The organism is Polaribacter sp. L3A8 (assembly GCF_009796785.1).
GTDB lineage: Bacteria > Bacteroidota > Bacteroidia > Flavobacteriales > Flavobacteriaceae > Polaribacter.
In genome coordinates, this window is the sequence record NZ_CP047026.1 from 3,247,608 (window position 1) to 3,270,280 (window position 22,673).

The following is a 22,673-nucleotide window of genomic DNA, read 5'->3' on the forward strand; positions in this document are numbered from 1 at the left end:
AATATTAGCGTAGTTTGATTACGTTTCTATTTTATATTGAAATATGGACGAAAAAGAAACATAATTATATGCCACATTTTAATGCTAGTTTGGTATTAAAGTTTTTATATAAGCCTGAGTTAATCTCGGGCTTTTATGGTTGCAATAAAATTCATTTCATTATTTTTATAGTTGAAAAAACAAGTAATAATGATAAGTACGTTAGAAAGTAATTTTGGATACCTTTTTGAGAAAGAATTAATTTTAGAAATTCAAGAATTAGGAATTTCTAAAGATTTTAAAGAAGATGTTACTATTATTGAGGTTGGAGATTATATAAAATCGATGCCTTTATTAATTTCGGGTGCTATTAAAATTCTTAGAGAAGATGAAAAAGGAGATGAAATTGTTTTATATTATTTAGAAAAAGGAGATACTTGTGCCATGACCCTTTCTTGCTGTATGGGGCAAACTAAAAGTAAAATTAGAGCAGTTGCAGAAACAAATGTAGAGTTGATTATGTTGCCAAAAGAAAAAATGGCAGAATGGTTGGGGAAATATAAAACGTGGCAGGCTTATATTTTACAAACCTATCACAATAGGATGGATGAACTTTTAGAAGCTTTAGATACTATTGCTTTTTTAAAAATGGATGAACGTCTTTTTAAATACTTAAAAGACAAAGCTATGGTTACTCATAGTGATCTTTTAAATGTTACACATAAAGAAATTTCAGAAGATTTACATACCTCTAGAGTTGTTATATCTCGATTGCTAAAAAAATTAGAAAATGAGGATAAAATCAAACTTTTTAGAAATAGTATTAAAGTCTTAGAACTGTAACATTAGTTACTGAATAATAATAAAATACATGCTATTTTTGTAATAAAAATAGATGAAATTTTTAACTTTATTTATAGCAGTGGCTTTTATTTTTGGATGTAAAGATGCTAAAAAGTCTCCTTCTTATTCTAAAAAATCAGTTTCAGAAACACAAGAACATATTGGTAAAAAGTTAATGGAAACAAACTGTTATGTTTGCCATAATGCTACAACACCAGAAGATAATCGAATTGCACCACCAATGATTGCCATTAAAAAACGTTATTTAATGGGACATGCTACAAAAGCTGCATTTATAGCATCGATGCAAAATTGGATTAAAAATCCGACCAAAGAAAACGCTATTATGTATGGTGCCGTACAACGTTTTGGTTTGATGCCTAAACAGGCTTTCCCAGAAGAAACGATTCAGCAGATTGCAGATTATATGTTTGAGTCTGAAATAGAAAAACCCGTATGGTTTGATGAGCATTACAATCAACAACATGGAAATGGAAGAGGAAATGGAAACGGAATGCAAGGGCCGTTGCAAGGTGCTAATTTAAAAAACTTATCATACAATGAAAAGGGATTAAAGTATGCATTAGCTACCAAAAGTGTTTTGGGTAAAAACTTAATGGGTACAATTCAAAAAAAAGGAACCTTAGCAGCATTAAAATTTTGTAATGTAAAAGCGTATCCTTTAACAGATAGTATGTGTTTAGTGTATAAAACAAATATAAAAAGAGTTTCAGACAAACCAAGAAACGTAAACAACACAGCTAACAGTTTAGAGAAAGGATATATTACTGTTTTTAAAAAAGAGGCACAATTAAATAAAGAGTCTAAACCGATTGTTGTTGAATCTGCAGAAAATGTAAATTTTTATTATCCAATTAAAACAAGTAGTATGTGTTTGCAATGTCATGGTACACCAACTTCAGATATTAAAAACACTACTTTAGCACAAATAAATAAGTTGTATCCAAATGACTTAGCGATTGGTTATAAAGAAAATCAAGTAAGAGGAATTTGGAGTATTACTTTTAATAAACAAATATAAAATTCTTAGGCATGAGTAGTTTTACAGAAATAATAAATCAAGATAAAGCTGTTTTAGTAGACTTTTTTGCAGAATGGTGCGGACCTTGTAAAACAATGAGCCCTATTTTAAAAGAAGTAAAAGATACTTTGGGAAATAAGGTTTCTATTATTAAAATTGATGTTGATAAAAATCAATCTTTAGCAGCAAAATACCAAGTAAGAGGTGTACCCACTTTAATATTATATAAATCTGGTAAACAAGTTTGGAGGCAATCTGGAGCTGTACAAAAGGCAGCACTAATTACTGTTATAAATAATGCTAATAATTAATTATTATAAGTACAATATAGTTATAAGCATCTAAAATTATTTAGATGCTTTTTTTATTTAATGCAGTCTAAACTGTAGAAACCTCCACAATTTTCAGTTCTCTTTTTAGAGAATTGCGTAATTAAATATGCCGTTGTAATTAAGTTTCTTAATTCACATAAATCTACAGAAAGCTCCGAGTGATCATATAGGCGCTTGTTATCTTCGTAAAGTACCTTTAGCTTTTTCTCAGCACGTTTTATGCGCTCGTTAGAACGAACAATACCAACGTAATTGGTCATAATAGTTTTTACTTCATTTCTATCATGAGCAATTAATATTTTTTCCATATTCTTAATAACGCCATTGTCATTCCAAACAGGAATATCTTTTGGCATTTTAGCGCTATTATATTTTTTAGAAACATTTAAAAAAGCGTTATGAGCATATACTAAGCCTTCTAATAAAGAATTAGATGCCAATCTATTTCCGCCATGTAAACCAGTTCTAGTTACCTCGCCACAAGCATATAATTTCTTAATAGATGTCTTTGCTTTTTTGTTCACATTTACGCCCCCACAGATATAATGAGATGCTGGTACAACCGGAATATAATCTTTGGTTACATCAATATTTAAAGTAGCACATTTTTCTGTAATATTAGGAAAATGTTCTATAAATTTCTCCATATCTAAATTAGTACAATCTAAATAGACATGCGGTTTTCCACTTTTCTTTAATTCATTATCTATAGCTCTAGCAACAATATCTCTAGAAGCTAATTCTTCTCTTTCATCGTATTTATGCATAAAGAAATCACCATTGTAATCTCTTAATTTTGCACCAAATCCTCTTACAGCTTCGGAAATTAAAAAAGCAGGATATTCTCCTGGATTGTATAATGCTGTTGGGTGAAACTGAATAAATTCCATTTCAGAAATTTCTGCTTTTGCACGGTATGCAATTCCTATTCCATCGCCAGTAGCAACCACAGGGTTAGTGGTGGTTTCATATACTTGTCCATTACCTCCGGACGCTAAAACGGTAAATTTGCTTACAAAAGTTTTTACTTTTGCCTTTTTCTCGTCTAAAACATAAGCTCCATAACAAGAAATTTTTCCATTTCGTTTTGTCTTTCTCTTTTTAGTTTGATGTTCGGTAATTAAATCAATTGCATAATGATGGGTAAGAAAATCAATATTTTTAAGTGCATTTACCTTTGCTAATAGTGCACGTTCAATTTCTCCTCCAGTAATATCTGTATGGTGTAAAATTCTATTTTGAGAGTGTCCACCTTCACGACCTAAATCGTAATCTCCTTTTTCATTTTCATCAAACTGTGTTCCCCAATCAATTAATTCTTGCAGTCTTTTTGGGGCATCACCTACCACCATTTTTACTACTTCTTCATCACACAAACCATCACCAGCAACTAAAGTGTCATTTATATGTTGCTCAAAACTATCTACCGCTTTGTTGTAAACAGTAGCAATTCCACCTTGGGCATACTTTGTGTTAGATTCACTTTGTTCGTCTTTTGTAATAATTGTGATTTTTGCATCTTTAAACTCTGTGGCCGTTTTTAGCGCAAAAGTTAAACCAGCAATACCAGAACCAATCACTAAAAAGTCAGTGAAGATTATTTTTTTATCAGGTAACATTTTTAAGGTGTTATTTAGAAAGTTCTAACATTCTGTTAATAGGAATTATTGCTTTTTTACATAATTCTGCATCAACTTCAATATCAGGTAATTCATGTTTTAAACACAAATACAATTTTTTCATTGTATTCATTTTCATATAAGCACACTCACTACAAGCACAAGTGTTGTCTTCTTTTGCAGGAGCAGGAATAATTATTTTATCAGGATTTTCTTGCAACATTTGAAACAAGATTCCAGCTTCTGTAGCTACAATAAACTTTTTCTTTTCACTATTTCTAACATGATTTAAAAGTCCAGAAGTAGAACCAATATATTTTGCAACCTTAAGCATGTGTGCTTCAGATTCTGGATGCGCAATTAATTCGGCATCAGGATGCTCTTTATATAAGTCAATCAATTTTTCCATAGAAAAAGCTTCGTGTACCATACAAGCTCCGTCCCAAAGTAACATTTCTCTACCTGTTTCTTTGTTTAAATAAGCGCCTAAATTTCTATCAGGAGCAAAAATAATAGGTTGGTCTAAAGGAATAGAGTCTATTATCTTTCTTGCGTTAGACGATGTACAAACGTAATCGCTTAAAGCTTTAATTTCTGCCGAACAATTAATATAAGTAACAACAAGATGATCTGGATGTTGTTTTTTAAATGCGGCAAAATCTTCTGGCGGACAAGAATCTGCCAAAGAACAACCTGCTAATAAGTCTGGTAAAAGAACTTTTTTTGTTGGGTTTAATATTTTAGCGGTTTCTGCCATAAAATGAACACCCGCAAAAACAATCATGTCTGCATCTGTTTTAGCAGCTTGTTGTGCTAATGCTAAACTATCACCAACAAAATCTGCAATTTCTTGAATTTCATCAATTTGATAATAATGCGCTAAAAGAACTGCATTTTTTTCTTTTTTTAGCTTTAAAATCTCCTCGACATAATTAATATCAGGAGTTTTAATATCTAAAAATCCTTTTTCAGTAAGATTTTTCTTTGCAGTTTCTAAAGTTTCCATAAAAAATGTTTATTTTGAACTAGTGTGCAAATATAAACTCTATTTTGTTGCTAAGAAAATGATTGACCTCATTCTATTAAATATTGATTATAATTTACTATAAAATGAAATTTTCAGAAGCCTTTTGGGAAAAAAAATATACGAATAATAAGATTGGTTGGGATTTAGGAGAAGTGTCACCACCATTAAAAACGTATTTTGATCAACTAATAAACAAGAATTTAAAAATTCTAATTCCAGGTGGTGGAAATTCTTATGAAGCAGAATACCTTTTTAACAATGGTTTTAAAAATGTTTATGTGGTTGATGTTTCTAAAATTCCTTTAGAAAACTTAAAAAAGAGAGCTCCTGCGTTTCCATCAGAACAACTAATTCATGCTAATTTTTTTGATGTCGAAACTACTTTTGATTTGGTGATAGAGCAAACTTTCTTTTGTGCTATAGATCCACTTTTAAGAGAAAAGTATGCGTTAAAAATGCATCACTTATTAAGAGCTAAGGGTAAATTGGTAGGTTTGCTTTTTGATGCAAAACTAAATGAAGATCATCCACCTTTTGGTGGAAGTAAAAAAGAGTATTTAAATTATTTTAAGCCATTTTTTAAAATACAGAAAATGGATTCTTGTTATAATTCGTATCCTAATAGAGTAGAAATGGAGTTATTTATAAAGTTAGAAAAGTAATTATAAAAGCGAACTGTTTGTGATAAATGTTACAGATAAATAGCCTTGTTTTTGTATTTTTACTATTTAAAACCACAATATGGAAGACATGCTCTTTTATGATCGATTGCAATTTGCATTTACGATTACTTTCCACTACATATTTCCGCAATTAACAATGGGATTGTCATTAATGATTGTTTTCTTTAAATGGAAATATTTAAGAAATAATGACGAAAAATATAACAATGCAGCCAAATTTTTTATGAAAATTTTTGCTGTTAATTTTACAATGGGTGTTGTCACAGGAATTCCGATGGAATTTCAATTTGGTACCAATTGGGCAAAATTTTCTGAACTAACAGGAGGTATTATTGGTCAGACTTTGGCAATGGAAGGGATGTTTTCTTTCTTTCTAGAATCGTCTTTTTTAGCGCTCTTTATTTTTGGAGAAAAATTAATGGGACAAAAACTCCATTTTTTAACAGGTTTCTTAGTGTTTTTAGGTTCTTGGGCAAGTGGTTGGTTTATTTTAGCAACCAATGCTTGGATGCAACATCCTGTAGGTTATGAGGTTTTAGAGAACGGTAAATTCGTATTAGAAAACTTTTCTGCACTGTTTACAAACCCATGGTTGTTGCCTGCTTTTTTACATAATCAATTGGCATCAGTGGTAACTTCTTCTTTTGTAGTAGCAAGTATTGGTGCTTTTTACCTTTTAAGAAAAAAACAAGTTGAATACGGAAAGCTATTTTTAAAAACAGGAGTAATTTTTGGTTTAGTGTCAAGTCTTTTAGTGGCTTTTCCTACAGGAGATTGGAATGCCAAAAACGTAGCTAAATATCAACCAGCTGCTTTTGCGGCTATGGAAGGAATTTTTGAAACCGAAGAAGCCGGAGCAGAAATTGTTTTGGTTGGTCAGCCAAATATGGTTGAAAAAAAATTAGATAATAAAATTGCAGTACCAAACATTTTAAGTTTTTTAACGCACCAAGATTGGAATAAACAAATTCCGGGAATGGATCAATTTAAAAAAGAAGAATTGCCAGACAATATACCGGCGCTTTATTATTCTTATCATATAATGGTTGGTTTAGGTACTATTTTTATTGGTGTTATGTTACTTTCACTTTTCTTTTTATGGCGCAGAAAATTGTATACTTTAAAACCCTTACTTTGGGTAATTATGTTTTTAGTACCGTTTCCATACATTGCAAATCTTACGGGTTGGTACACAGCAGAATTAGGTAGGCAACCTTATTTGGTGTATGGCTTATTAAAAACAAGCGATGGTATTTCGCCAACGGTTTCATCGGGTAATACTTTATTCACTTTACTAGGGTTTGTTGCTTTATATATGCTACTAGGTTTGTTATTTTTAGTTTTAGTTGGTAAAACGATTAATGAAGGTCCTAAACATCAAAAACATTAAACTATGGAAATTTTCTGGTACATTATAATAGCAATTGTTTTAGCAGTATTTTTTATTTTAGATGGGTATGATTTTGGTACAGGAATCATTCATCTGTTTTTTGCTAAAAAAGAAAAAGATAAAGAAGTAATTGCAAAATCTGCAGGTTTGTTTTGGGATTCTAATGAGGTTTGGTTAGTTGCCGCTGGTGGAATGCTTTTTATGGCCTTCCCTACTTTTTATGCATCTGTTTTTAGTGGTTTCTATTTGCCATTAATCATTGTTCTATGGTTAATTATTTTTAGAGCGATTGGGTTAGAATTTAGAAGTCAGTTTCATTTTCAAATGTGGAAAGACATTTGGGACAAATCATTTGGAGTTTCTAGTTTACTGTTAGCATTGTTTTTTGGAATTGCCTTAGGGAATATTGTAAGAGGTGTAAATTTAGGTGGTGTAGAAAATGGAGTTTCTGTTTACGAAGGGCATTATTTTTTCTTGCCATTGTGGGACAGTAGTTTTAGTCCATTAACAGAACACCCTGGAGTTATAGACTGGTTTACTATTGTTATTGGTTTAATTTCTGTGGTTACTTTATCAATTCATGGTGCTAATTGGGTTATTTTAAAAACCAATTCATCTATTAATAAAAAACTAAAAGGCGTTATTTTTAATTTGAATATTGTGTTAGCAGTTCTTACTGTTTTTTCTTTATTCGTTTGGCAAATAGTGAATCCTAATTCTTTGTATAATTTTGTTGATAAACCCTACTTTATGGTATTTCCTATTATTTATTTAACAGGAATCATGGGCTTGTTTTTTATCAAAAAAATAAAAAAAGATATTTATGGATTTGTATTCTCTACTTTATTAATTTTAGGAGGAATTACATCTTCATTGGCATCTTTATTCCCTGTTTTACTACCTTCTGTTAATGATATTAATGAGCCTTTAACTATTTATAACACTACCACGTCTGAATACGGATTGTCTGTTGCTTTAACTTGGGGAGTTATTGGGTTTATCCTACTTTTTGTATATATGATTATTCAAAAAAGATTAATGGGTGGTAAGGTTGATAAAATGGATTACGGACATTAGTCTTATACTACTATTATGACAGAAACCTTAATTTCTTTAATTAGTATCTTGGTAGGAATCATTGGTGCTATTAGTGCAGGTTTTGTTTTTAAGAAATATTCATTTGGCATTGTTGGAAATACAATTGCTGGGGTTTTTGGAAGTATATTTTTGATAAAGTTTTTTGGACGATTGGGCTTTAATCCGCAATCAATAGTACAAAACGGAACATTTAATACTTCTTTATTTTTAATTAACTGTATTGTTTCATCTCTAGGAGGTGTTTTTGGGTTAATAGTTCTGAAACTAATCTATAATAAGCTAAATAAATAACTGTTTATTTAGCTTACATGATATAAGTCATCTTATTTGTTTACAGTTCATTATACATTTGTTAACTAGTTGGTTAAACTATTTAGTTGATAATGAAAAATAAGAAAAACGAAAACACCGAAAGTTTAATTTTAGAAGCTGCAAAATCCATTTTTCAAACAAAAGGGATGGATGGTGCTCGTATGCAAGAAATTGCAGATGAAGCGGATATTAACAAAGCCATGCTTCACTATTATTATAGAAGTAAACAGTTGCTTTTTGAGGCCGTTTTTAAAAATGCATTTTCATTATTAGCTCCGCAATTAAATACCATTTTAAATGATGATTCCTCTATAGAGGATAAGGTGAGACATTTTTCATCAAACTATATTTCATTTATAGCAGAACATCCTTATCTGCCAAATTTTATTATTCAAGAATTGAATAGAAATCCTGATTTCATTTTAAAAATGAAGGAAAGTAGTGCGTTTCCAAGTCTTGAAAAGTTTAGAAAACAAGTTGATTTTGAAGTAAAAAAAGGCAATATCAAAAAGATAAATGCAGCACAATTGTTTATTAATATTTTGGCTTTAAATGTATTTCCCTTTATAGCAAAACCATTAATTCAAAACTTGATAGATGCAGATGATATAACATTTCAACAAATAATAGAAGAGCGCAAAACTGCGGTTGCAGATTTTATTATTAATTCAATAAAAATATAAGATGAAAAAAATAGTATTCATTTTAATAGCAAGCATTAGTGTTTCTACATTTTCGCAAGAGCGTTTAACGCTTACTGATTGTTATCAATTGCTAGAGATAAATTATCCTCTGGTAAAGCAACATCAATTATTAGAAAATCAGCATCAAAAAGATGCAGAAATTATTTCTAATTCTAAATTGCCTCAATTTAATATTGATGCACAAGCAACGTATCAATCAGATGTTATAGAATTTCCTGTTGCAATGTCTAGTATTGAGCCGCAAAATAAAGATCAATATAGAGCAACTGTATCCGTAAATCAGTTAATTTATAATGGCGGCGCCACTGCAGCTAATTTAAAAGTAAAGGCTGCCGCATTAAAGACGAAAAAGAAAAATATTGAAACATCTATCTATCAACTAAAAACGCAAATTAATCAGCTTTATTTTTCAATTTTATTAACACAAGAATCTTTAAAATTATTAGAGGTAAAAGAGCTTCAGTTACAAACTAAATTAAAAGAAGTAAAATCGGGTATTAAATACGGAACATTATTACCTGCTTCTGATACTGTTTTGGAGGCTGAATTATTAAAAATTAAACAGCAATTTATTGAGGTTGAAAGTAACAAATTATCTTTAATGGAAACGTTATCGAGTTTAATTGGGGAATCTTTAAATAGCGAAACAAAATTTGAAAAACCTTTAATAAAAACGCAATTACAAAGTGCAATAAATAGACCTGAATTAGACTTATTTCAATTAAAGAAAGAAGAAATAAATAATTATGAATCGCTTATTTCTAAACAAAATTCACCAAGATTAAATGGTTTTGCAACTGGTGGTTATGGTAACCCCGGATTAAATATGTTGGATAATTCTTTTCAAACGTTTTATACCGTTGGTGTTAAATTACATTGGAATGTTTTTGATTGGAATACCAATAAAAAACAGCAAGAAGTGGTTGCCATCAATAAAGATTTTATAGAAAATGAAACGGAAATTTTTAAATTAAATACCAATATAGCATTGGATAAGCAGCAAAAGGAAATTGAAAAAATTACTGCATTTATAAATTCTGATTTAGAGATTATAGCACTTCGTAAAAAGGTATTGAAGACGTTTGACTCTCAACTTAAAAATGGGGTCATTACATCATCAATTTACACAACAGAATTCACCAATTTATTTGAAGCAGAAAACACTTTGTTAAAACATAAAATACAAATAGAATTAGCAAAAACAAATTACAATACTATAAAAGGAGAGTAAATACGCCGCAAATTTCGCAGATCTACGAAGATAAAAAGTTTGCAAAAAAAATCAGCGATAATCTGTGAAATCAGTGGAAAAAAAATAAAAAAAAGAACTAAAATGAAAAAATACACTCACATATTAATAGTAAGCATTATTGCCACAACATTATTTTCTTGCGTAAAAGACAATGGAAAAGCAGATGGTTATGGGAATTTTGAAGCTACAGAAATAATCATTTCTGCAGAAAACAACGGAAAACTAATTCAGTTTACTATTGATGAAGGCGATCAACTTAAAAAAGATCAATTTGTAGGTTATATAGATACTGTACAATTGGCTTTAAAACGAGAACAATTAATGGTATCTAAATCTGTAATTAGTTCAAAATCTAAAGGAGTATTGTCACAAATTTCTGTGTTAAATTCCAAATTAAAAGCTGTCAGAATTAATAAAGTTAGAATAGAAAACTTAATTAAAGATAATGCAGGTACACAGAAGCAACTCGATGACGTTTCCGGAGAAATAGATGTTATTAAAAGTCAGATTAAGAGTGTAGAAATTCAGAATGCACCTGTTGTGAATGAGCTAAAATCTATCGATGTTCAATTGAAACAAATTGATGATCAAATTCAGAAAAGTAAAATTATTAATCCCGCAAACGGAACCGTTTTAACCAAATATGCAGAGCCAAATGAAATTACTTCTTTTGGAAAATCTTTATATAAAATTGCAGATTTAAGTACGATGGAATTGCGTGTTTATATTAGTGAAACGCAATTGGCAAATATTAAAATAAGACAAAAAGTTACCGTTAAAATTGATGCTACAGATACAATGAAATCTTTTGAAGGTGTTGTTAGTTGGATTGCTTCTGAAGCAGAGTTTACACCTAAAATTATTCAAACCAAAGAAGAGCGCGTTGCCTTGGTATATGCTGTAAAAATTAATGTTGCAAACGATGGAAGTTTAAAAATAGGGATGCCAGCAGAAATGTGGTTAAACAATTAAGTTAATAATTATAATCAATAAAAATAAAGACAATGAAACAATTATTTTTAACAATCATACTCATAACTTTAGTAAGTTGTAAAGACGGTAAAAAGGAAGTTTCTATTGAAACCAATGGCGTGTATTCTAATACTTGGGTCAAAGAAATTAAGTTAAATAATGGTGATAAATGGTTAGCTAATTCAGAAACGAATGAAGGCATTTTAAAAATGAAAAAAAGCCTTAAAAAAGCATCTACAAATACGTTAGAGGAATATTATCAATTGGCAGAAAAACTTAATAATGATAAGAATTACGTGATAAAAAATTGCTCAATGAAAGGTGATTCACATGATAATTTACACATTTGGCTTTTACCATTAATGGCAAAAATTGATGCACTTTCTAAAACAAAAACTACTGAAGATGCCGCAAAATTGAAACAAAGTATCGAGGATAGTATTAATGCATATGCTGATTATTTTGAATAAATGAGTATTACAATTAGTAACATATCAAAATCGTATAAAAAAGTAAAAGCTTTAGAAAACATTTCTTTTACAGTGAAACCGGGTGAACTTTTTGGGTTAATTGGTCCGGATGGAGCAGGTAAAACAACTTTGTTTAGAGTTTTAACTACGCTTTTAATTGCCAATGAAGGTACTGCGAGTGTTGCTAGTTTTGATGTAATTACAGACTATAAAAGTATTAGAAAGAATGTGGGTTATATGCCTGGGAAATTTTCTTTGTATCAAGATTTAACCGTTGAGGAGAATTTGAATTTTTTTGCTACCATTTTTGGAACAACGATCGAAGAAAATTACGATTTAATTAAAGATATTTATATTCAAATAGCACCTTTTAAAAATAGAAGAGCAGGGAAATTATCTGGAGGAATGAAACAGAAATTAGCTTTGTGTTGTGCCTTAATTCACAAGCCAAAAGTGTTGTTTTTAGATGAACCTACAACGGGAGTTGACCCAGTTTCTAGAAAAGAATTTTGGGAAATGTTAAAACGATTGCAGCAAAAGGGGATTACTATTTTGGTTTCTACGCCATACATGGATGAAGCAGCTTTGTGTGACAGAATTGCCTTAATTCAGGCTGGGAAAATTTTAGAAATAGATACGCCACAAGCCATTGTAAAACAGTATCCAAAACAAATTTACAATGTAGGTGCTAATAATATGTATCAGCTTATTAATAGTTTAAAGGAGTATAAACACAATCATAGTGTGTATCCTTTTGGAGAATTTGTACATTATACAGATGGTAGGTCAGATTTTAATCCAACGGAGTTAGAAACATTTTTAAAGTCTAAAAACCTAACCAATATCAGCATAGAAAAAACAGCCCCAACGATTGAAGATACTTTTATGGAATTAGCAAAATAAGTATCAGTTAGAGCGCAGTGGAGAACTATTTTGAATATCAAGACTGGGTTCAATGATACAAAACAGAAAAAATAATGAGTAGTAACAATGTTATAGAAGTAGAAGGGTTAACCAAAACATTTGGAGATTTTACTGCTGTGAATGCTATTTCTTTTGAAGTTGAAAAAGGAGAGATTTTTGGTTTTTTAGGTGCAAATGGAGCAGGTAAAACAACGGCTATGAAAATGCTGATTGGTATTTCTAAGCCAACTTCTGGAGCTGCAAAAGTTGCTGGTTTTGATGTATACACACATGCCGAAGATATTAAAAAAAACATTGGTTATATGAGTCAGAAATTTGCTTTGTATGACGATTTAACGGTGAAAGAAAACATTACTTTTTTTGGTGGAATTTACGGTTTGTCTAGAAAAATAATCAAAGAAAAATCTGAAATTTTAATAGCAGAATTAGGCTTAGAAAGTGTTGCTAAAAAATTAGTAGGTTCATTACCGTTGGGTTGGAAACAAAAATTATCGTTTTCTGTGTCTTTGCTTCACGATCCAAAAATTGTGTTTTTAGACGAACCCACAGGTGGCGTAGATCCGATTACAAGGCGTCAGTTTTGGGAATTGATTTACAAAGCTGCCCATCAAGGAACCACCGTTTTTGTAACGACACATTATATGGATGAAGCAGAATATTGCGATCGTGTTTCCATAATGGTAAACGGAAAAATAGAAGCTTTAGATACTCCGAAGAAATTGAAAGAACAATTTAAGGTTGATAATATGAATGACGTGTTTTTAAAATTGGCTAGAGGATGAGAAATAGTATTCAGTCACAGTAGCAGTATTCAGTAAAAAAAACAATAACGTTTATCCGCGAAAGAAAAAAAGTAAAAAACGTTGCCCGCTGAAAACGCAGATTTGAGCATAAAAATGACATACATTGATAAAAAAATCTGCGATTAACTATTGAATTAGTGGGAGTATAACTAAAAAAGAAGAATGTTCCGTTTTTATAATTAAAGGGATAATGAGAAAAAGTTTACGGCAGAGCTAAATAAAAAAGTTTCTCGTAGATAACGCAGGTTTACGCGGATAAAATGAAAAAAAGAAACAGTTATGGAAGAAAAAACAGAAAATGAAATATCTTATATAATTAGAGGAGCAATTTTTAAGGTCTATAATGAATTAGGTCCAGGTTTGTTAGAATCAGTTTACGAAACTGTTTTATCCTACGAATTAGAAAATGAAGGTTTATCCGCTAAAAGACAAGTAATATTACCAATATTTTATGATGACATTAAACTCGATAATGGTTATAGATTAGATTTATTAGTAAATGATAAGGTAATAATAGAAATAAAATCTGTAGAAAAATTAGCAAAAGTACATCATAAACAAGTACTTACTTATTTAAAACTATCAGGTTTAAAATTAGGAATATTAGTCAATTTTAATGAAGACAATATCACAAAAGGTATTTTTAGAAAAGTAAATGGATTATAAAAAGTGTCCCGAAGATAACGCAGATTTACGTAGAAAATAACTGTAAAAAAATTCTGCGCTAATCTGTGAAATCAGCGGGAGATGTATCCACAGAAGAAAAAAATATTAAATGAAAAGATTTATAGGCTTCATAAAAAAAGAATTTTACCATATTTTTAGGGATAGACGCTCGTTGTTTATTCTCTTCGGGATGCCAATTGCTCAAATTATGCTATTTGGTTTTGCAATTACCAACGAAATCAATAATGTAGATATTGCTATTTTAGATCACTCTAAAGATGCAACTACAGCAGAAATTATTCATAAAATTGCTGCTTCAAAATATTTTAGTATCAAACAAATTATAGAAAAAGAAGCTGATATAGAAACTATCTTTAAAAAAGGACATGTAAAAGCTGTTTTAAACTTTGAAAAAGACTTTAGTAAAAACCTTTTGAAAGAAAATAAAGCAACTATTCAAATTATTACGGATGCTACAGATCCTAACACTGCCAATACCATCAGCAATTTTGTAAATGCAATACTTCAAAAATATCAGAAGGAATTAAATAAAGACATTACAATTGCCTATCAAATTATACCAGAAACACGTATGGTTTACAATCCAGAATTAAAAAGTGTGTATATGTTTGTTCCTGGAGTTATGACTATTATTTTAATGCTGGTTTCTGCAATGATGACTTCTATTTCAATTACCAAAGAAAAGGAATTAGGAACCATGGAAATACTTTTAGTATCGCCTTTAAAACCATTTCAAGTAATCATCGGTAAGGTATTTCCTTATATTTTTCTGTCTATTATTAATGCTATTGTAATTGTCTTGCTAAGTATTTTTATATTTAAAATGCCTGTTCAGGGAAGCTTTTTGCTCTTAGGTTTAGAAAGTGTTTTATTTATTATTTCAGCTTTGGCTTTAGGTATTCTAATTTCAACAATTTCGGCAACACAGCAAACTGCCATGATGATTTCTTTAATGGGGTTAATGCTACCTGTAATTTTATTATCTGGCTTTATATTTCCTATAACAAGCATGCCTTTACCGTTACAAATTATTAGTAACATTATTCCTGCAAAATGGTTTATCATCATCATAAAAGGCATTATGCTTAAAGGTGTTGGAATTGAATATGTTTGGAAAGAAACTTTAATTTTATTAGGAATGACAGTGTTTTTTATTGCATTAAGTGTTAAGAAATATAAAATTAGGTTAGAGTAAAATAGATAACAATATTCAGTTCTCAGTAAGCGGTAAAATATGAAAACAATTCTATACATTATACAAAAGGAGTTTAAGCAAATCTTTAGAAATAAGGGGATGCTTCCAATTATTTTTGTTTTACCATTACTGCAACTGGTTATTTTATCTAATGCGGCTACTTTTGAAGTAAAGAATATTAAATTTGGTTATATAGATAATGATCATACAGCAACTTCAAGAGCATTAATAGAAAAATTTAATGCTTCTACCTATTTTAATGTATTAACAGATTTCCCTTCAGAAGCATTGGCTAGTTCTGCGATGCTAAAAGGCGAGGTAGATGTCCTTTTACAAATTCCACACTATTTTGAACGAGATTTACAAAAAGAAAAATACAATAAATTAGGGGTTACACTTAATGCCATTGATGGTGCAGCAGCTGGAGTAGAAAATGTATATGTAACTCAGATTGTACAACGTTTTAATCAACATTTAAAAATAGATCTTGTACAAATTTCAGACAAACAAATACAACCTGTTAGCATAGAAACGATCCCTTTATTTTGGTATAATAAAACATTGAACTATAAAACATTTATGGTTCCCGGAATACTTGTTTTATTGGTAACTATGATTACTTTGTTTTTATCAGGAATGAATGTTGTTCGCGAAAAAGAAATAGGAACCTTAGAGCAAATAAATGTAACTCCAATTAAAAAGAGTCAGTTTATAATTGGTAAACTTTTTCCGTTTTGGGTTATTGGAATGGGCTTATTAACGGTTGGACTAATTTTAGCAAAAGTTATTTTTAACGTCCCTATGATTGGTAGTTTACCACTTATGTACTTATACACGTCTATTTATATTTTGGTGATTTTAGGCATTGGGTTATTCATTTCTAATTTTACAGACACACAGCAACAAGCCATGTTTATTGCTTGGTTTTTTACCGTTATCTTTATTTTAATGAGCGGTTTGTTTACCCCCATAGAAAGTATGCCAAAATGGGCGCAAGTGGTTACTGAGTTTAACCCCATAAAATATTTTGTTGAGGTAATGCGTATGGTCATGTTAAAAGGTTCTGGTTTTACAGATATTTTTCCGCAGTTATTAAAAACGTTGTTTTATGCTGTAATTATGAATGGTTTAGCTGTTTGGAGTTATAAGAAAACAAACTAAAATATTTGTGTAACATAAGTTACTGTGTAGGTTTTAAATTGAATTTATCTTTACTAATCATTATAAATTTTGAGACAGAAAAGTAAATTGATGTGGTTATCAGTTTTAGTTGGTTAAAGATGTTGGTTGGTTTCAATATCTTGAAAAAAAGAGAGCTTTATGCTCTCTTTTTGTTTTATAGCATGTAACATAAGTTACAGACCACCATGTATTCTAAACTTACTTTTGTACTAGATAATAGAACAATACATGAAAAATACACTATACTTAACCCTACTTTCTTTGTTTGCAAATACATTGTTTATGCAAGCACAAGAAATAAAACCAATTTCAAAAGCAGAAGTCTTAGCTATTGTTGCAGAAAAAAATACAACAATTAAAATTTCTGAAGAAGCATTTAATGCTGCAAAGGGAGATTATAAGCAAACAAATGCGGTGTTTTTACCAAACATAACTGCAAGTCATACCGGGATTTCAACAACAAATCCATTAATGTCTTTTGGTTCTAAATTAAATCAGGAAATATTAACTCAAAATGATTTTAATCCTACACTATTAAATGACCCAACAACAACTAGAAATTTTGCAACGAAAGTAGAAATTCAGCAACCATTAATTAATTTAGATGGTTTCTATCAAAGAAAAGCTGCAAAATCTAAAATGGCAGCAATGTCTTTAAAAACAGAACGTACACAAGATTATTTGGTTTTTGAAGTTGAAAAAGCCTACATGCAATTGCAATTGGCTTATAAAGGTGTTGCTGTTTTAAAAAAAGCCTTAGAGGCTGCAAATGCTAATAAAGAAATGGCAGATAATAGTTTTAAACAAGGGGTTTTACAGCGAGCTGATGTTTTAAATGTAGAAATAAGAGTTACAGAAGTTAAAAATCAATTGCAAATGGCAAAAAGTAATGTGCAAAATGCCTCTAATTATCTATCATTTTTAATGAATGATGAAAGCGATGTTTTATATCAGCCAACAGAAAGTTTAGTTGTTGCTAGTTTTAATGTTGATAACAAAACAATTTCTGAAAATAGAGCAGATATAAAAGCGATGCATTTGGCTTCTAAAGCATACGAAGCAATGAATAAAGCAGATAAAATGGCTTTTCTACCTCGTTTAAATGCCTTTGGAAGTTATGAAATGTATGACAATAAAGTTTTTCAGGGTGATGCTAACGGATATTTAATTGGTGCTCAACTAAGTTGGGATATTTTTCAGGGTTCTAAACGTTTTGGAAAAGCACAGAAAAGTAAAGCCGAATTTGAAAAATCTAAGTTAGAATACAATCAATATGTATCTAAAAGTAATTTAGAATTGAATAAAGTAAAGCGCCAATTGGTTGATGCAAAAAACAGATTAGAGTTAACGGATTTAGCTGTTAAACAATCTAAAGAATCTTTAAGAATAAGAAAAAATAGATTTAAAGAAGGCTTAGAAAAAACGTCTGATTTATTATTGGCAGAAACTCAATTTGCACAAAAGCAACTAGAATATTATCAAACAATTTACCAATATAATTTTACACAGTCTTATTTAAATTTTCTAACAAAGAAATAAAACCTTTCGACTGCGCTAAAGGAGACATCTCCTTGTCTAGTCGAGCGCAGTCGAGACCTAATATAAAACCAATACAAATGAAAAAATACATACACATAATAGCATTATTTACAGCATCATTAATAATGACGAGTTGTGGAAGTGAAGAAAAAAAAGGGGCAATAGACACCGCACCTGCAATTAAAGTTACAGTAAGCAAAGTTGCTATAAATAATAACAGTCCGTTTTTGTCTGCAAGTGGAAAAATTCAAGCATCTAACAGTGCAGATTTAAGCACAAGAATGATGGGGTACGTTAAAAAAGTACACGTAAATGTGGGCGATAAAGTTAGAAAAGGTCAATTATTAGTTTCGATTAATAACACGGATTTACAAGCTAAAAAAGGGCAAGTAAATGCTGGCATTACACAAGCTAAAACTACTTTTAAGAATGCTGAAAAAAATTACAAACGTTTTAAAAATTTATATGAAAGTAAGAGTGTTACTCAGAAAGAAATGGATGACATGACAGCTAATTATCAAATGGCAAAAGCAGGTTTAGAAGCTGCCAACCAAATGAAAAACGAAATTAACGCTCAGTTTGCATATTCTAATATTACAGCTCCTTTTAGTGGTGTTGTTACTAGTAAAAATATAGAAACAGGAGATATGGCAAACCCAGGTATGCCTTTAATTAGTTTAGAAGCTCCTGATGAGTTTGAAGTAATTGCGATGGTTCCTGAAACAGAGATCTCACAAATTAAAAAAGGAACAACTGTAAATATTTTGGTGAAATCTATGGATAAAATATTAACAGGTAACGTTACGGAAGTAAGTATTTCTGCTAAAAATACAGGCGGACAATATTTAGTGAAAATAAATTTAGAGAAAACTGCGGTACCTATTTTATCTGGCATGTTTGCTACGGTACAGTTTCCGGTAGAAAGAAAAGTAAAATCGGAATTGGTTTTAATTCCTACACAAGCAATTATAGAAAACGGACAATTATCTGGTATTTATACGGTAAGTGAAACTAATACAGCTATGTTACGTTGGTTGCGTTTAGGAAGAACTTTTGGTGATAAAGTAGAGGTTTTATCTGGCTTAAATGCCGATGAATCTTACATTGTTTCTGCTGATGGAAAGTTATTTAACGGAGCTAAAATAAGTGTTCAGTAAAACAGTTTTCAGTCATCAGTTGGCAGTTGTAGTTATCAGTAAGATAAAATAGTAATCAAGAATTATCGCGTTAAGGATAGAAGTGAAAATCCTTTTTTTTTATACTGAACTTGTTTCAGTATCTCTTTTAAAAAAGCATTTAGCTTAAATTTAAAGATGCTGAAATTAATTAAGCACAAGAAAAAAGATTGTAACGGATAGCCTGTTAAAATGCCCAAAAAATAGAAAGAAATGAAAGAAGGTTTAGCAGGGAAAATTGCAAAAGTCTTTATTGGATCAAAATTAACCGTGTTGCTAATGATCGTTTTTATGGTGGTTGGTGTGTACGCTTCTTTTTTGATTCCGAGAGAAGAAGAGCCGCAAATTGATGTGCCTATGGCAGATATTTTTGTGGGATATCCAGGTGCGAGTCCTACAGAAGTAGAATCGCGCGTGGTAAAACCTTTAGAAAAATTAATCTCGAATATTAAAGGTGTAGAGTATGTGTATTCTACGTCTATGAACGAGAAAGCAATGGTAATTGTGCAGTTTTATGTGGGCGAAGATATTGAGCGTTCTTTTGTAAAGTTATACAATGAAATTAACAAGCACATGGATCAAATGCCTGCTGGTGTTACGTTTCCGTTGGTTAAAACGCGTGCTATTGATGATGTGCCAATGTTGGGGTTAACGTTGTGGAGTGAAAACTACAGCGATTATCAGTTAAGCCAAATGGCGCAAGAGTTAGAAAGTGAAATTAAAAAGGTAAATGATGTTTCTATTACCGATAAAATAGGAGGAAGAAACCGTCAGTTACGTGTGGTTTTAGATAAAGATAAGTTGGCTGCAAGCGGATTGGATTTTTTATCGGTTTCTGAAATGATAAAAGCCAATAACACACAATTAAGTGCAGGAAGTTTTGATAAAAGTGATTCAGAATTTTTAGTAAAAACGGGTAAGTTTTTAGCTTCTGCAAAAGATGTAGAAAACTTAGTGGTTGGTGTACAGCAAAATAGACCAATTTATTTAAAACAAATTGCAAGTATTGTTGATGGACCAGAAATTCCACAGAATTATGTGTCTTTAGGTTTTGGAAAAGCGAGTGAAAAAGCCAATACTTATAAATCTGAATATCCGGCAGTAACTATTTCTGTTGCTAAAAGAAAAGGAGCTGATGCTATGAAAATTGCTGAGGTTATTTTAACAAAAGTAAATCATTTACGTACCACTTTAATTCCGGATGATGTACATGTAGAAATTACTAGAAATTACGGAGAAACCGCTTCTCATAAAGTGTCTGAACTGTTGTGGCATTTGATTGGTTCTATCTTTGCAGTTACTTTGGTTGTTATGTTGGCAATGGGCTGGCGTGGTGGTTTAGTAGTGTTTTTATCTGTGCCCATTACGTTTGCATTAACGTTGTTAAGTTATTACATGATGGATTATACGCTAAACAGAATTACGTTGTTTGCGTTGGTTTTTGTTACTGGTATTGTGGTAGATGACTCGATTATTATTGCAGAAAATATGCACAGGCATTTTAAAATGAAACGACTGCCTTTTAAACAAGCTGCTTTGTATGCAATTAACGAAGTAGGTAACCCAACAATTTTAGCAACATTTACAGTAATTGCTTCTGTTTTACCAATGGCTTTTGTGTCTGGTTTAATGGGGCCTTATATGGCGCCAATGCCAATTGGAGCATCAATAGCAATGATTTTATCATTATTTGTAGCTTTAACAATTACGCCTTATTTAGGATATATTTTCTTAAAAGAGAAAGATAAAAAAGACGTTGAAGAAAAACCAGAAAAACCTTTAGAAGAAACCTTTATTTATAAAATTTATAACAAATTTGAAAGACCGTTGTTAGAAAACGGAAAGAAACGTTGGTTGTTTTTAGGCGGAACATTTGTTTTATTGATGGCAACAATGGTGTTGTTTTTTACAAAATCGGTTGCCGTAAAAATGTTGCCTTTTGATAACAAAAATGAGTTTCAGGTAGTAATTGATATGCCAGAAGGCACTACTTTAGAACGTACAGGTGTTGTAACTCAAGAAATTGCACAGTATTTAGCAACTAGACCAGAAGTGGTTAATTATCAGAATTATATAGGTACTTCTGCACCGATTACTTTTAATGGTTTGGTACGTCATTACGATTTACGTGGAGGTTCTAATATGGCTGATATTCAGGTAAATTTAATAGATAAGGAAGAAAGAACTATTCAGAGTCACGGAATTGCAAAGTTATTAAGACCCGAAATTCAGAAAATAGCAAAGAAATACAATGCAAATGTAAAGTTAGTAGAGGTACCACCAGGACCACCAGTTTTATCTACTATTGTTGCTGAGGTTTATGGACCTGATTATAATGAGCAGATTAAGATAGCAAATAGCGTTCAGAATATTTTAAAGAATACAGAAGATGTTGTTGATATTGATTGGATGGTAGAAGATGATCAAACAGAATATCAATTTAATATTAATAAAGAAAAAGCCATGTTGTATGGTGTTGCACCACAACAAATTGCTTATACCATGAATATGGCTTTGTCTAACCGTGCTATTACTACTTTGTATGATGAAGATGCGGTGAGTCAAGTTGGGTTGGTATTAGCTTTAGATGAAAAAGAGAAATCTACCATTTCTGATATTTCTCAATTAAAAGTAAAATCTAAACAAGGTAATTTAGTGCCTATTGCAGATTTGGTAGAGATTAAAGAAAACATTGCTGCAAAAAGTATTTACAGAAAAAACCAAAAGCGTGTAGTTTATGTAGTGGCAGATATGGCAGGAGAATTAGAGAGTCCGGCATACGCAATTTTAGGAATGGAAGAAAAATTAAATAAGATAACACTTCCTGAAGGATATAAATTGGATGAAATGTATTTGGGGCAGCCAGAATTTGAAGATAATTATACCGTGAAATGGGATGGAGAATGGCAAATTACTTTAGAGGTTTTTAGAGATTTAGGAATCGCCTTTTTAGGTGCTATTATTTTAATTTATATTTTAATTGTTGGATGGTTTCAAAACTTTAAAGCACCCATTGTAATGATGGTTGCCATACCGTTATCATTAATAGGAATTGTTTTAGGACACTGGATTATGGGCGCATTTTTTACAGCAACTTCTTTTATTGGAATGATTGCACTGGCAGGAATTATGGTTCGGAATTCTGTTTTATTGATAGATTTTATCAACTTAAGAACAGATGAAGGCATTCCTTTAAAACAAGCTTGTATTGAGGCAGGAGCAGTAAGAACAACACCAATTTTATTAACTGCCGGAACCGTAGTTATAGGAGCATTTGTTATTTTGTTTGATCCTATCTTTCAAGGACTAGCCATATCATTAATGGGAGGAACTATTGTTTCTACAGTATTAACGTTATTGGTTGTGCCTTTAGTTTACTATATGATAGAGAAGAAAAATTATAAATAAAAAATTAGTAGCCCGCGGATTACACGGATTTTCGCAG

At 30.8% G+C, this 22,673-nt stretch carries 21 protein-coding genes; 19 read left to right on the forward strand and 2 right to left on the reverse strand.

Going from position 1 to position 22,673, the window contains the following annotated elements; genetic code table 11:
• Positions 1-189: 189 nt before the first annotated feature.
• From GQR92_RS13270 to trxA, 3 genes are read left to right on the forward strand one after another with little or no spacing between them, the layout of a single operon-like run.
• Complete coding sequence (locus tag GQR92_RS13270; RefSeq protein ID WP_158840311.1) at positions 190-822, forward strand: Crp/Fnr family transcriptional regulator; 633 nt, start codon at positions 190-192, stop codon at positions 820-822.
• A 52-nt stretch (positions 823-874) separates the two neighbouring features.
• Complete coding sequence (locus GQR92_RS13275; RefSeq protein ID WP_158840313.1) at positions 875-1,864, forward strand: c-type heme family protein; 990 nt, start codon at positions 875-877, stop codon at positions 1,862-1,864.
• Between the two features lie 11 nt (positions 1,865-1,875).
• Positions 1,876-2,175, forward strand: a complete 300-nt coding sequence (trxA, locus tag GQR92_RS13280; protein ID WP_158840315.1) for a thioredoxin — start codon at positions 1,876-1,878, stop codon at positions 2,173-2,175.
• Positions 2,176-2,228: 53 nt separating this feature from the next.
• Here trxA and nadB read toward each other — a convergent pair whose 3' ends face one another.
• Positions 2,229-3,815: an L-aspartate oxidase gene (nadB, locus tag GQR92_RS13285; protein ID WP_233269864.1), complete on the reverse strand. Its 1,587-nt coding sequence runs from the start codon at positions 3,813-3,815 to the stop codon at positions 2,229-2,231.
• A gap of 10 nt (positions 3,816-3,825) precedes the next feature.
• Positions 3,826-4,821, reverse strand: coding sequence for a quinolinate synthase NadA (nadA, locus tag GQR92_RS13290; protein WP_158840317.1), 996 nt, complete (start codon positions 4,819-4,821; stop codon positions 3,826-3,828).
• A gap of 104 nt (positions 4,822-4,925) precedes the next feature.
• Between nadA and GQR92_RS13295 the strand changes: the two genes are divergently transcribed.
• The 16 genes from GQR92_RS13295 (at position 4,926) to GQR92_RS13370 (ending at position 22,636) form a co-directional block, all read left to right on the forward strand.
• Complete coding sequence (locus tag GQR92_RS13295) at positions 4,926-5,504, forward strand: methyltransferase domain-containing protein (RefSeq protein ID WP_158840319.1); 579 nt, start codon at positions 4,926-4,928, stop codon at positions 5,502-5,504.
• A gap of 79 nt (positions 5,505-5,583) precedes the next feature.
• Positions 5,584-6,915 (forward strand): cytochrome ubiquinol oxidase subunit I, encoded by a 1,332-nt coding sequence (locus GQR92_RS13300; RefSeq protein WP_158840321.1) that lies wholly within the window; start codon positions 5,584-5,586, stop codon positions 6,913-6,915.
• 3 nt (positions 6,916-6,918) lie between these two features.
• Positions 6,919-7,992 (forward strand): cytochrome d ubiquinol oxidase subunit II, encoded by a 1,074-nt coding sequence (gene cydB / locus GQR92_RS13305; protein ID WP_158840323.1) that lies wholly within the window; start codon positions 6,919-6,921, stop codon positions 7,990-7,992.
• 15 nt (positions 7,993-8,007) lie between these two features.
• Complete coding sequence (locus GQR92_RS13310) at positions 8,008-8,304, forward strand: hypothetical protein (RefSeq protein ID WP_158840325.1); 297 nt, start codon at positions 8,008-8,010, stop codon at positions 8,302-8,304.
• Between the two features lie 92 nt (positions 8,305-8,396).
• On the forward strand, positions 8,397-9,008 hold the full coding sequence (locus GQR92_RS13315; RefSeq protein ID WP_158840327.1) for a TetR/AcrR family transcriptional regulator: 612 nt from the start codon (positions 8,397-8,399) through the stop codon (positions 9,006-9,008).
• Between the two features lies 1 nt (position 9,009).
• The gene (locus GQR92_RS13320; protein ID WP_158840329.1) at positions 9,010-10,260 is read left to right on the forward strand and encodes a TolC family protein; all 1,251 of its coding nucleotides are present in this window, start codon (positions 9,010-9,012) and stop codon (positions 10,258-10,260) included.
• A gap of 102 nt (positions 10,261-10,362) precedes the next feature.
• Entirely contained in the window at positions 10,363-11,253 is an 891-nt protein-coding gene (locus GQR92_RS13325; RefSeq protein WP_158840331.1) for an HlyD family secretion protein, read from the forward strand.
• Between the two features lie 32 nt (positions 11,254-11,285).
• Entirely contained in the window at positions 11,286-11,723 is a 438-nt protein-coding gene (locus GQR92_RS13330; RefSeq protein ID WP_158840333.1) for a hypothetical protein, read from the forward strand.
• Positions 11,724-12,626, forward strand: a complete 903-nt coding sequence (locus GQR92_RS13335; protein WP_158840335.1) for an ABC transporter ATP-binding protein — start codon at positions 11,724-11,726, stop codon at positions 12,624-12,626. It abuts the gene before it with no gap.
• A 74-nt stretch (positions 12,627-12,700) separates the two neighbouring features.
• Positions 12,701-13,429, forward strand: coding sequence for an ABC transporter ATP-binding protein (locus tag GQR92_RS13340; protein ID WP_158840337.1), 729 nt, complete (start codon positions 12,701-12,703; stop codon positions 13,427-13,429).
• Positions 13,430-13,729: 300 nt separating this feature from the next.
• Complete coding sequence (locus tag GQR92_RS13345; protein WP_158840339.1) at positions 13,730-14,116, forward strand: GxxExxY protein; 387 nt, start codon at positions 13,730-13,732, stop codon at positions 14,114-14,116.
• A gap of 109 nt (positions 14,117-14,225) precedes the next feature.
• Positions 14,226-15,332: an ABC transporter permease gene (locus tag GQR92_RS13350; RefSeq protein ID WP_158840341.1), complete on the forward strand. Its 1,107-nt coding sequence runs from the start codon at positions 14,226-14,228 to the stop codon at positions 15,330-15,332.
• A 39-nt stretch (positions 15,333-15,371) separates the two neighbouring features.
• Positions 15,372-16,493 carry an ABC transporter permease gene (locus GQR92_RS13355; RefSeq protein WP_158840343.1) on the forward strand — a complete coding sequence of 374 codons (1,122 nt, stop codon included), beginning with the start codon at positions 15,372-15,374 and terminating at the stop codon, positions 16,491-16,493.
• A 249-nt stretch (positions 16,494-16,742) separates the two neighbouring features.
• Positions 16,743-18,053, forward strand: a complete 1,311-nt coding sequence (locus GQR92_RS13360; RefSeq protein WP_158840345.1) for a TolC family protein — start codon at positions 16,743-16,745, stop codon at positions 18,051-18,053.
• 77 nt (positions 18,054-18,130) lie between these two features.
• Positions 18,131-19,210: an efflux RND transporter periplasmic adaptor subunit gene (locus GQR92_RS13365; protein ID WP_158840347.1), complete on the forward strand. Its 1,080-nt coding sequence runs from the start codon at positions 18,131-18,133 to the stop codon at positions 19,208-19,210.
• 231 nt (positions 19,211-19,441) lie between these two features.
• On the forward strand, positions 19,442-22,636 hold the full coding sequence (locus tag GQR92_RS13370; protein WP_158840349.1) for an efflux RND transporter permease subunit: 3,195 nt from the start codon (positions 19,442-19,444) through the stop codon (positions 22,634-22,636).
• Positions 22,637-22,673: the final 37 nt, after the last annotated feature.

Bases quoted from the DNA above. Each gene is read 5' to 3' on its own strand.
- GQR92_RS13270 (WP_158840311.1), top strand. From the start codon at position 190: ATGATAAGTACGTTAGAAAGTAATTTTGGATACCTTTTTGAGAAAGAA.
- GQR92_RS13275 (WP_158840313.1), top strand. From the start codon at position 875: ATGAAATTTTTAACTTTATTTATAGCAGTGGCTTTTATTTTTGGATGT.
- trxA (WP_158840315.1), top strand. From the start codon at position 1,876: ATGAGTAGTTTTACAGAAATAATAAATCAAGATAAAGCTGTTTTAGTA.
- nadB (WP_233269864.1), bottom strand. From the start codon at position 3,815: ATGTTACCTGATAAAAAAATAATCTTCACTGACTTTTTAGTGATTGGT.
- nadA (WP_158840317.1), bottom strand. From the start codon at position 4,821: ATGGAAACTTTAGAAACTGCAAAGAAAAATCTTACTGAAAAAGGATTT.
- GQR92_RS13295 (WP_158840319.1), top strand. From the start codon at position 4,926: ATGAAATTTTCAGAAGCCTTTTGGGAAAAAAAATATACGAATAATAAG.
- GQR92_RS13300 (WP_158840321.1), top strand. From the start codon at position 5,584: ATGGAAGACATGCTCTTTTATGATCGATTGCAATTTGCATTTACGATT.
- cydB (WP_158840323.1), top strand. From the start codon at position 6,919: ATGGAAATTTTCTGGTACATTATAATAGCAATTGTTTTAGCAGTATTT.
- GQR92_RS13310 (WP_158840325.1), top strand. From the start codon at position 8,008: ATGACAGAAACCTTAATTTCTTTAATTAGTATCTTGGTAGGAATCATT.
- GQR92_RS13315 (WP_158840327.1), top strand. From the start codon at position 8,397: ATGAAAAATAAGAAAAACGAAAACACCGAAAGTTTAATTTTAGAAGCT.
- GQR92_RS13320 (WP_158840329.1), top strand. From the start codon at position 9,010: ATGAAAAAAATAGTATTCATTTTAATAGCAAGCATTAGTGTTTCTACA.
- GQR92_RS13325 (WP_158840331.1), top strand. From the start codon at position 10,363: ATGAAAAAATACACTCACATATTAATAGTAAGCATTATTGCCACAACA.
- GQR92_RS13330 (WP_158840333.1), top strand. From the start codon at position 11,286: ATGAAACAATTATTTTTAACAATCATACTCATAACTTTAGTAAGTTGT.
- GQR92_RS13335 (WP_158840335.1), top strand. From the start codon at position 11,724: ATGAGTATTACAATTAGTAACATATCAAAATCGTATAAAAAAGTAAAA.
- GQR92_RS13340 (WP_158840337.1), top strand. From the start codon at position 12,701: ATGAGTAGTAACAATGTTATAGAAGTAGAAGGGTTAACCAAAACATTT.
- GQR92_RS13345 (WP_158840339.1), top strand. From the start codon at position 13,730: ATGGAAGAAAAAACAGAAAATGAAATATCTTATATAATTAGAGGAGCA.
- GQR92_RS13350 (WP_158840341.1), top strand. From the start codon at position 14,226: ATGAAAAGATTTATAGGCTTCATAAAAAAAGAATTTTACCATATTTTT.
- GQR92_RS13355 (WP_158840343.1), top strand. From the start codon at position 15,372: ATGAAAACAATTCTATACATTATACAAAAGGAGTTTAAGCAAATCTTT.
- GQR92_RS13360 (WP_158840345.1), top strand. From the start codon at position 16,743: ATGAAAAATACACTATACTTAACCCTACTTTCTTTGTTTGCAAATACA.
- GQR92_RS13365 (WP_158840347.1), top strand. From the start codon at position 18,131: ATGAAAAAATACATACACATAATAGCATTATTTACAGCATCATTAATA.
- GQR92_RS13370 (WP_158840349.1), top strand. From the start codon at position 19,442: ATGAAAGAAGGTTTAGCAGGGAAAATTGCAAAAGTCTTTATTGGATCA.